Source organism: Candidatus Babeliaceae bacterium (assembly GCA_041660765.1).
Classification (GTDB): domain Bacteria; phylum Babelota; class Babeliae; order Babelales; family Babelaceae; genus JBAZVR01.
This window is the reverse complement of record JBAZVR010000001.1, coordinates 869,269-878,697: the sequence shown is the minus strand read 5'-3', so window position 1 is coordinate 878,697 and position 9,429 is coordinate 869,269. Positions and strand designations below refer to the sequence as shown.

The following is a 9,429-nucleotide window of genomic DNA, read 5'->3' as shown; positions in this document are numbered from 1 at the left end:
CTGGAGCATAATATGCTTCATTTAAACTCCCCGATTTGAGATTTTTTCGTTTCTCCTGTCGGGGATTTTTTTAGCGCATTTTCAATTCTTTTTCAACTTTTTTATCGTTCCAATCTCAAACAAGCTCAATAATCCTAGATGTAGATAGAATTATAAAATATAAAGGATAATTATGAATAATAATAAAATTCTTTTTGTAGCATTGTCAGTTATGCGGATATTTGCGATGGAAGATTCAGAGCCGTGGGTTGGCGATGATAAATTACCAAAAGATTCTTTATTAACGGAAGAATGTTATCATCAAATGAATTTTGGAGATAACTGTAAGGCTGTTAGACATATGCTTAGACTCATAAAGAAGGGAACAAGAATAAAGCCCTTTGCTGTTATCTCGCCAAATAAGTGGCAAGGTAGTGGCGCATTGTCATCAATAGAAGATTCATTTCATATAACTGATGTAAGTCTTGGAAGTAGTCGCGCAACGCCTGAAAGAGTAATTCATGAGATAAGTAATGTTATTAAAATTGGGCGCGGTGAACAATCAACTCCTTATGAAGAAAAACAACAAGAAAGTAATCATTGGAAAAATGTTCCTGATACATTTTTAGAAAATCCGATGATGAGCAAACAAGTATGTTCAAAAGAATCTAATGAGCCATGTAGAAGATTGACCGGGAAATTATATTGTGCATGTGACAATTCTTTGCAAGAATTGTTGCAAAAAATAAAATCTGGTAAAGCAATTATGACAAAAGAGGACCCGGAAAAGGTTGCTGCTGCAATATATTGTGCAAGTCTTAATAATCCCCATTTTACTAAAAACGAAATTTTACATTTATATTTTAATCATGTATCAGAAGATAAATTTTATTTGGGATCTCAGGAAACGCGTTTTTTTGATGAAATTATATCTCATCTGAAAAAATCAAATCAAAATAAGTAGTAGTTACTTGATTATCGGTAGTATTAACGTTTGGTTTTTTTCATCAGTAATCTCTACATCGATAACCAGATCGCTGATATAATTAAGCATATCTTTGGGAAGGCGCGCTAACATAGAGCCGCGTCTATTATAGCCCAGGCGAAGCACATGAAGTGACTCGAGGCTATAATTGAGATATTTTCTTTTTTCATTGTTTGTTAAATTGCCAAGCTTGAGTAGCTCGTGATCTATAGGCAACTGCTCGTTTGTTATTGATTTAGATTTGCAACGTATAAAATTAGCTTTTTTATTAAGAATAGCTTTTCTTATTGTTATAATGTCTTTTAAGGTTAAAAGCCTCATGCCTAAAGCATATTCTTTAATACGGTAATCTATAATAAAAGTGATACTATTCTTCTGATTGTTTTCCAGATTGAGCAATTTATCTACCACAAAACTATTTCCCGTATTCCCTGTGAGCGTTGTCTCTAATAACTTGGCATACATTGCAGAGTTTTCGTTTTTATATTCTTTATGCGAAAGTATATGCTCAGAATGTGTTGTAAAGCAGACAAAATGGCCTAAAAATGGTTTAAGGTCCTCAGAACTATTAATTGGCACCATGCAATAGCTATGTGCGTGCAGTAACAATAAAACGGTATAATATCTTTTTCTCATAAAATTCTCGCGTTATGTAGGCTAAATAGATAAAGAATTATAGCAGAAAGCCAGATTTTAGGCCCAGTTTTTAGACATAGAAAAGGGGGCTATTTTACCCCCTATCTATAAGTAACAGTGATTTTGTTAATATATTTATGATCTAAAAGCCTTATAAGCGGCGGAGCCGAGGCTTATGGCAGCTGCAAGGCATAAATTACCCCTTACAGCAGTGCTTTTGGCTGATTGTAAGGCTGCAGCAGAAACGCGCTGTAAAAGTGCGGTTTGACGTATATTACGGTCGATTTTGAGACTGTACTTAGGTGATTTTTTATCTTTTAAGTTTTGTGCTTTATCGGCTAGACCAGCTAGGTCCTGCTGTGCTGTGTAATAGCTGTGAGCGCCTTTAATAGATTCAGCCAACTGTGACCCTGCATATATACCTGTCGTCATTGAAGCGTATGTTGCTGGTGCCCAGATACCTATAAAAGGTGTCTTTTTTACCGTACGGCTGTTTTCAGCCATAAGAGCCCATGGCAATGCTGTTATAGTCAGGGCTATTGATAATATCTTTTTCATTTTTACTCCATAGTGAATTATATTATTTACTTTAAATACTATAACTATAGTACTACTTGTTATTAAAAATGTCAAACTGAAAAACTTGTTGATTTTAACTGTTATGTACCTGCAAAGCAAACTCTTTACTTCATAATCGACAATTTATAAGGTAATTAATGCGTATAGTGTATTTTAAGATACAATCTATTTTTTAAAGGAGAATTTTATGATGTATCATCACCCACCAGTACTTCGCATTATAGGTGTACTTGTTTGGCTTGTCACCGCTATTGGCGCTCTTAATTGGGGGCTTGAAGCATATGGATATAATCTTTTTCATCTACACTTTGTAGAAACAAATTTGGCTCACCTTGTTACACCATTCAAATATATTGTTGGTGTTTGTGGCGCGCTCAGCATTGCAATGCTTGTTGAAAAGCTCATCAATCATGATGAAAAATGCAATTGCCGTTAAATAATTAATATAAAGAGCGTCTATCTTACGACGCTCTTTATTTATTGTAAGACTGTGTCTATTTTTTTGATGGCGTCGACGATCATAGATTGAACATCTTCTGTGGGTAAAAAATTATTCAAAACATAGTCAGCAACATCTTCACGTTGTTCCGGCCTGCCAATCCCGCACCTTAAACGACTAAAAGCATCTCCAATATACGATATAATAGATTTTAACCCATTATGTCCTTTGGCGCTTCCGCCTTGTTTTATGGCAACTTTGCCAAATGGAAGTTCAAGTTCATCATGCACGACTAATATTTCTTCTGGCTTTATACCCTTTTTTTGAAGTGATGGCATAATTGCACCAGAATTATTCATAAATGTTTGCGGCTTTATCACCAAAATAGGTTTATTGTTTATAGTTATTTCTGCTATTTCGGCGTCGTTTTTGCTTTTCCAAGAACCATTATGCATATCAACGAGTTGGTCAACCACTAAAAAGCCAATATTGTGCCGGGTGTAAGAATATTTTTGGCCTGGATTACCCAGGCCAATTATGATTTTTATCATGTTGTTTTTTATGAGATTTTTTCGGTTTCTGTTTTTGTTGCAGCATTTTTTTCTGCTACTTTTGCAGCCGCCTTTGCTGCTTTGTATTCTTTATCAAGTTCTATGCGGACATCGTCAGTAATATCACATGAGTTACTTACAAAGAGTGCGCCTTGCCCAAGAACGAGGTCGTATCCTTTTTCGCGTGCTACTCTGCTGACAACTTTTTCTATTTTTGCAAAGATATCATTTTGAATTTCTTGTACCATGCGCATTTGATAATTTTCAAGTGATTGTGCGCTGATTTCGATATCTTTTTGTAGCTTCATCAGTTCTTCAGCTTTTGCTTCACGCACGGGATCTGAGCTCCATTTGTTTTTTTCTTTATTTTTTAATTCTGAATCCAACTGCTGCATTTTTTTAACTTTGCCCTGAATTTTGTCAGCTTTTTCTTGCAGTTCATTTTGTAGATCTTGAATTCTTTCTTTACATTCAAGAAGAGCCTGCGGTCCATCCATAAGTTTTTGTATATGTATGTAGCCAATTTTTTGTTGTTTAACTATTTCTTTGTCAGCAAAGAGAGCACTGGTCATTACCAATAAGCTGGCTAATAATATATTTTTTTTCATAAGAAATAACCTTTATAAATAATAAAATGTACTGATATTACATTCTTAAAACGTAACGTGATTACAAAAAACAGTCAACTTGGCTAACGTTTAATGGCCATAACGGTCTTTGAACGCGGTTGTTGTTTTGAGATAATATTCGTAAGCGGCTTGTTGTTTGTCTATTTCGGTATCAGAAATCAGATTTATTTTTATCAGTTCTTGCGCTAAAAGTATTCCGCATTTGTGAAAAATACTGAGTGAATATAATTTATTATAAACATAAATATCCTTTAAAAAAGCGGATCTTTCATTCGGTTGTAATAATTCTGAAAAAACATACATGTACGCCGTGATATAGTTTGTAGGTTTTGTAATGTCATGATGATCCATGATATCACGCATTTTTAATAGGGTTTTATGTAAAAATGGCGTGCAATATTCAAATGGTTTGTTGGTTTGGCAAGTTGCATGATAAAATTCCGTTGCGTATTTATGCAGAGCGGCTTCTTGCAAAGAAGTGCTTTTGGAGCAAAAAATAGCCTGTTCGTCTTCTGTAAGCGCATGATAGGCGTGCATTTGGCTGTCAAAGTTTTCATAAAATGATTCAAAGCAGGCCTGTTCATTGGGGGTTAATTGCATAGCAAACATGTGAGCTGAACTGAGTAATAGTGTCATTATGTATATGTATTTCATGTGTTACCTTCTGTGTTTATAATATGTATCGGATTGTTGATACTATAAAAGAATATCGCAGAAAGTAAATCGACCTATCTCCCTTAAATATAATCGAGGCGTTGCTTCATCCATCTGAGTGACCAGTAAGCAAAAATAATGGTGAATAGCCACAATGCGCCGACGCAGGCCCAAAAGTTGATATAGCCAACAGGTCCTAAAATTGCCGAGCGCAAGCCTTCAAACGCATACGTGAGAGGATTGCATAATAAGAGCAGCCCCCATTGCGGAAACGCTTTGTATAAAACCAGCCACGTAAATTGATAACCGCCGAAAATCCAAATGGGATTGACAACGCGTCTATAAACATAAGAAAAGTTTTTTCCATTTTTTGCCCAGCTTGCTATCCACAATGCAAAGAAGCCAAAAAATAAATTCATGCTCATAAAGATAATAATAAATTTAATAATACTAAAATTATGTAATGCAAGTCTGTCCATTAATAAAATTTTTCCCAATGGTACAAGAAATATACTTAAGACTGCTGCGTCAAGCGAAATACTGAGCGCTGTTTTTATGAAAACGAGTGGGGCAGAGATGGGTAAAACTAATGAATATTCGATAACTTTATCATTTTCAAAATCATTAACCAAATCACTGGCGCCATAAATAGATTCAAAAAAAGCCATAGTAACGATGGTGCCAACCCAAATAAAAGAGCCATATTCAGGATTGAGTCCAAAATAGGGCATGACATAGGTGTTAATCAAAATATAATTAGTTGACCATACAAAGGCATCAATTAGTTTGTCTAAAAGATTTTGACGTAAAATAATAATATTCCGCCATAATAACCACTTAAAAATATGTAACGTGTCATAAGAATTCATATATTTTTCCTAAGATTAATCTTGTGTTAATTGTAAAAAAACATCTTCTAGTCTTGTTTTACTATAGGTCGACATAAGGTTTGAAGGCTTATCTATTAAACGAACGCGTCCTTTGTCCAAAATACAAACTCGGTCTGATAATATTTCTGCTTCATCTATATAATGGGTTGTTAAAATAATAGTAACGCCCATTTTTTTGAGATTTAAAATAATATCCCACAGCTGCCGTCTAATATGAGGATCAAGTGCAACGGTTGGTTCATCGAGAATGAGTACCGTAGGATTATGCATCATTGATCGAGCCAAAATGAGACGTTGTTTATAGCCACCAGAAAGAATAAGTGCCGATGATGATGCGTAACGAGTTAATTCAAATTGTTCCATCAGTAGTTTTACGCGTTCATGAATGAGGTCTTCTGGCATTAAAAAATATCTGCCAGCAAATATCAAATTATCTCTTACAGACAATAATCTATCAAAATTAGGTCGTTGGGGGCAAAAGCCTAGGTTTTTGCGAAATTCATACATATGAGTATAAATAGAACTGCCGTTATACAAAATATCACCCGATGTTGGTGGATGCAGCGTGGCGATAATCGATGATAGCGTGGTTTTGCCAGCGCCATTGACGCCTAAAAGCCCCAGTATCTCGCCTCTAAAAATTGAAATAGACACATCAGAAAGTGCATCTATTATATGTTTTTTGTCTATAAATCGTTTTGAAATATTTTTTATTTCTAATATTACATCATGCATAATGTGCCTCTTTTTTAAATATCAATAAGTGTAACCTAAAAAGAGGGTTTTATTCAATTAATATTATCTAAAAAATTATTTTCCATAGACTGTGTATAATATAAAACCTAAATTGACAAGGCCCAGCCCGGCCATTGCAAGCGCATTTTTAGCTATTGCAGTTTGGATTGTTTGGTTAGTTGTTGTTATTGCATTGGCGTTTTGTATATGGGCATTCATGATATTATTGTTCATTAATTGTAGTAGCTGCGCTAGGGCATTTGTTGCGGGCAGGGAGTTGACTTCTTGCGCAAGCCCCAGTTCCAGATCTTCTACGATAGGGGAATTTATTACTTGGTTGGCATCTGATACAAAAATAGACCAGCAGTTTCTTGTATTTTCTGGTGCAGCTTTTATTGATTGGAATCCCGTAATTAATTTTTGAGGTATACGTGGTGCTTGAGTATTAGACTCCATGCCTAGAACGGCTGCGTTGCAAGACAATAACGTTATAAAAAAGTAAATATTTTTCATGCCACACTCTCTATAAAATAGACTTTAATAAGTAAAAATATTTTATAATTTCGCTCATCCTGAGTGTCCGACGTAGCCCGTAGGGCGAAGTGGGATGTATCGAAGGGTAGCGCGAAATAAAATATGTATTTAGCGTGCGATAAAAGAGTATGAAAAGACAAGAATTTAATAGTATAAAAGACTGGTGGAGGCGATGGGAATCGAACCCATGTCCGCAGTATGTCAACCTTATAGCGCTACACGCTTAGTCTTTGATGTTACTCTTTTCCTCTCTCAAAGACAAAGAATTGAAAAAGAGCCTGTTTTGTGTACGGTTATGCTACAGAACAAAAAAACCTCGCATAAGAGTTCTATCTGAGTGATACGTGTTAGCCCTGCTGATAGACACGCCGGATCTAACAAGTGTTATCAGCTAATTACTGAGCTTGCAACCCGTAGCTCACCGGTTGTTGGGTAAAGCTAAGTAGTTCGGCTCCGAAATTATAAGCTGGAACGTCTGTTTGTGTTTTTACACTTATTGTTTGATTCTTTTATTTACGAGTACTGAACCAAAGCTCGGCATGCTCTCTAAGATATCAACGCCACGTCGAAGCCAGTACGCCCCCAAACTTTTTATACTATTTCAAAGAACAAATATCTATTATTCTATAATAGAAACAGTGTATTATAAATCTTGCAAATAGTCAATATCTATATAATGTACGGTAAAACGTAGGAGATCCATATGTTTTCTAAAAAAAATATCATTATGTTTTTCGCCGGGGCAGAGGCATTTCACACATTAGCGCATATTGTGGTGAGCAGAGCGGGCATGTTGCCGATCAAGTTTTTCTCTATTCTCTGGACCCAGAATATGAATTTGACTTGGGGTATTCTTTTTAATGGCGTTATTACGATTGGGCTTCTTTATTGGGCCAGTCAGCTTAAAAAATAATTAAGCTATATTTTTTACTTGTGGCATACTCTTGGAATTATATGTTGTACGGTTTACAAGAGGGTTAATGAACATGAATAAAAATATATATATTGTGAGTGTATTTATTTGCGCAACTATCCAACAAAGTTATTGCATGGACGTGCATGATCGTCAAAAATTATTAGATGTTTTTAAAAAAAGTTGTCCTGTATTACATGATTCAAAAGGGTTTCTTAAGCTTGAAGGAAAAAATTATTCCTATTTTTATGCAGAAACTGTTTCAGAACCAGAACATGATCAAGATATGTCAACAGCTTATGACATTGTAGATTCATTGCCACTGGTAGAATATGAAAAAATTATAGAGAATACGCATAGACAAATATTGGCTCAAAATGTTAAAAATGCATTACAAATAATACAGCAAAAACATCCAGATTTAGCCGATTATCATAATGCTTTAGCGCTTAAACATCGTTGTATGTATATCAGATGTTCAGAAAAAATTACGTCCCAAGATTTGCAAACATTTATTGGTTTTTGTAAAAAACATGAAGCGGTTCCGTATTATGTTGATTTTTGGCCCGATTTTGCATCACGGTGGTTTGTTCCAACAACAACGCATGTAGATGTGTTTGAAAAAGAATTAAAAACTATTCCATTAGTTGCTGGATTATATAGGTGCTATTATCAAAAACAGGAAATTGGCAAATATATTTCTATGAAAGTGCGTGATAATGAGTGGCAATTTTCTTTTAATAAAGGCACTATTTTTGGCAACTCTCTTGCAGATAATCATCGTCGACTTTATACACGTACAACAGTGGTAGATTATGATCCACACGCACGTTTTATTCAATCAGTTGCTCATTCTGAAAAATAGTTTATAAAAAAGAAAGATAGTCATGTATAAAAAAAATTTACTTTTTCTCATAATCGTAACACTCAACGCATCTATCACGAAAACTGGGGTGTACATTCTTATCGCTTTTCCCGCCGCGGTTACCGAAATAATAGATGAAAAGCGGAATAGGATTGTTAAGTTTATTCAGGAGATCAATTGCAAGAAAACAAGTAGTTATGTGTTTGAAGCAACTGCATTTTCTCCGCATCTTTCATTAGCATTTGTTAGCCAAGAGGAGTTATCAATTGATATGGTTAATAAAAAATTTCCAGAATTAACAAGTTCATTACAAAAAATTGCTCAAGAGTTTAAAACTATTAGCATTACTGATAATGTTAATAACGCGCAATTGGAATATTGGCCAGGTAAGTTTGAAATAGAATGTGGTGGTCTAAAAAAGAAAAACTATGTAAATGTCGTATTGAAAACAAGCGATAATGCAACATTGACGCAATTAGCAACGCGTATTACGGGGTACCTTAAAGACACTTATAAGATTGAACAAAAATTCCCCTTTAGCGCACATATTACTATCGGCAGAATTTGTGAAAGCCATGATGCGCCGGTTGAAGAATTAAGGCAAGAACTGTTACAACAAAAAGTACCTACAAAAACAGTAGGTACCCTTGATATGAGCGCATTTAAGATAAAAGGTCATGACAACTCAGAAGAAATTTTTAAGCTTTTATAAAAATTTACTTTTTTTGCTCATGGATTTTTTTAAATAACTGATAGTAGTGTTGACTTGCCTTTTGTCCAAATGCTCTAAAATTACCATCGGCATTATCATTGCAATCCCAGCCATCATGTCGGCCGTTTTCATAAGAGGCATAAATAGTATAAAATTTAAAAGCGCCGTGCTCTTCAGGATATCGCTCCTGCACGCCGATATACTGTTGTTTCGCCGCATTGTATGTTACTTGCCAGTTCTTGTCTGGATTTTCTTCCATGGCGTGAATCATCAACATCGATGATGCTATCACAAAAACTGCGCATAACTTTTTGAACATATTTGCTCC

General features: G+C 35.0%; 14 protein-coding genes and 1 other RNA gene. 5 read left to right on the top strand and 10 right to left on the bottom strand.

Annotation, left to right across the window (positions count from 1 at the left end; translation table 11 throughout):
- Positions 1–172: 172 nt before the first annotated feature.
- On the top strand, positions 173–943 hold the full coding sequence (locus tag WC707_04950; protein MFA6066497.1) for a hypothetical protein: 771 nt from the start codon (positions 173–175) through the stop codon (positions 941–943).
- Between the two features lie 3 nt (positions 944–946).
- Here the strand turns inward: WC707_04950 and WC707_04945 are convergent, their stop codons facing one another.
- Both WC707_04945 and WC707_04940 read right to left on the bottom strand, forming a co-directional pair.
- Positions 947–1,600: a hypothetical protein gene (locus tag WC707_04945; GenBank protein MFA6066496.1), complete on the bottom strand. Its 654-nt coding sequence runs from the start codon at positions 1,598–1,600 to the stop codon at positions 947–949.
- 135 nt (positions 1,601–1,735) lie between these two features.
- Positions 1,736–2,158, bottom strand: a complete 423-nt coding sequence (locus tag WC707_04940) for a hypothetical protein (protein ID MFA6066495.1) — start codon at positions 2,156–2,158, stop codon at positions 1,736–1,738.
- Positions 2,159–2,366: 208 nt separating this feature from the next.
- Between WC707_04940 and WC707_04935 the strand changes: the two genes are divergently transcribed.
- Positions 2,367–2,615, top strand: coding sequence for a hypothetical protein (locus WC707_04935; protein MFA6066494.1), 249 nt, complete (start codon positions 2,367–2,369; stop codon positions 2,613–2,615).
- A 41-nt stretch (positions 2,616–2,656) separates the two neighbouring features.
- Here WC707_04935 and pth read toward each other — a convergent pair whose 3' ends face one another.
- From pth to ssrA, 7 genes are all read right to left on the bottom strand, one after another.
- Positions 2,657–3,169: an aminoacyl-tRNA hydrolase gene (gene pth, locus WC707_04930; GenBank protein MFA6066493.1), complete on the bottom strand. Its 513-nt coding sequence runs from the start codon at positions 3,167–3,169 to the stop codon at positions 2,657–2,659.
- A gap of 8 nt (positions 3,170–3,177) precedes the next feature.
- Positions 3,178–3,777, bottom strand: coding sequence for an OmpH family outer membrane protein (locus WC707_04925; GenBank protein ID MFA6066492.1), 600 nt, complete (start codon positions 3,775–3,777; stop codon positions 3,178–3,180).
- A gap of 90 nt (positions 3,778–3,867) precedes the next feature.
- Positions 3,868–4,452 carry a hypothetical protein gene (locus tag WC707_04920; GenBank protein ID MFA6066491.1) on the bottom strand — a complete coding sequence of 195 codons (585 nt, stop codon included), beginning with the start codon at positions 4,450–4,452 and terminating at the stop codon, positions 3,868–3,870.
- An 83-nt stretch (positions 4,453–4,535) separates the two neighbouring features.
- Positions 4,536–5,321, bottom strand: coding sequence for an ABC transporter permease (locus WC707_04915; GenBank protein MFA6066490.1), 786 nt, complete (start codon positions 5,319–5,321; stop codon positions 4,536–4,538).
- Positions 5,322–5,336: 15 nt separating this feature from the next.
- Positions 5,337–6,077: an ABC transporter ATP-binding protein gene (locus WC707_04910; GenBank protein MFA6066489.1), complete on the bottom strand. Its 741-nt coding sequence runs from the start codon at positions 6,075–6,077 to the stop codon at positions 5,337–5,339.
- Positions 6,078–6,152: 75 nt separating this feature from the next.
- Complete coding sequence (locus WC707_04905) at positions 6,153–6,590, bottom strand: hypothetical protein (GenBank protein ID MFA6066488.1); 438 nt, start codon at positions 6,588–6,590, stop codon at positions 6,153–6,155.
- Positions 6,591–6,772: 182 nt separating this feature from the next.
- Positions 6,773–7,195: a transfer-messenger RNA gene (gene ssrA / locus WC707_04900) on the bottom strand.
- Between the two features lie 119 nt (positions 7,196–7,314).
- Between ssrA and WC707_04895 the strand changes: the two genes are divergently transcribed.
- The 3 genes from WC707_04895 (at position 7,315) to WC707_04885 (ending at position 9,101) form a co-directional block, all read left to right on the top strand.
- Complete coding sequence (locus WC707_04895; protein MFA6066487.1) at positions 7,315–7,524, top strand: hypothetical protein; 210 nt, start codon at positions 7,315–7,317, stop codon at positions 7,522–7,524.
- Positions 7,525–7,597: 73 nt separating this feature from the next.
- Complete coding sequence (locus WC707_04890) at positions 7,598–8,389, top strand: hypothetical protein (protein MFA6066486.1); 792 nt, start codon at positions 7,598–7,600, stop codon at positions 8,387–8,389.
- Positions 8,390–8,411: 22 nt separating this feature from the next.
- Positions 8,412–9,101, top strand: coding sequence for a hypothetical protein (locus WC707_04885; protein ID MFA6066485.1), 690 nt, complete (start codon positions 8,412–8,414; stop codon positions 9,099–9,101).
- 4 nt (positions 9,102–9,105) lie between these two features.
- Here the strand turns inward: WC707_04885 and WC707_04880 are convergent, their stop codons facing one another.
- On the bottom strand, positions 9,106–9,420 hold the full coding sequence (locus WC707_04880) for a hypothetical protein (GenBank protein MFA6066484.1): 315 nt from the start codon (positions 9,418–9,420) through the stop codon (positions 9,106–9,108).
- Positions 9,421–9,429: the final 9 nt, after the last annotated feature.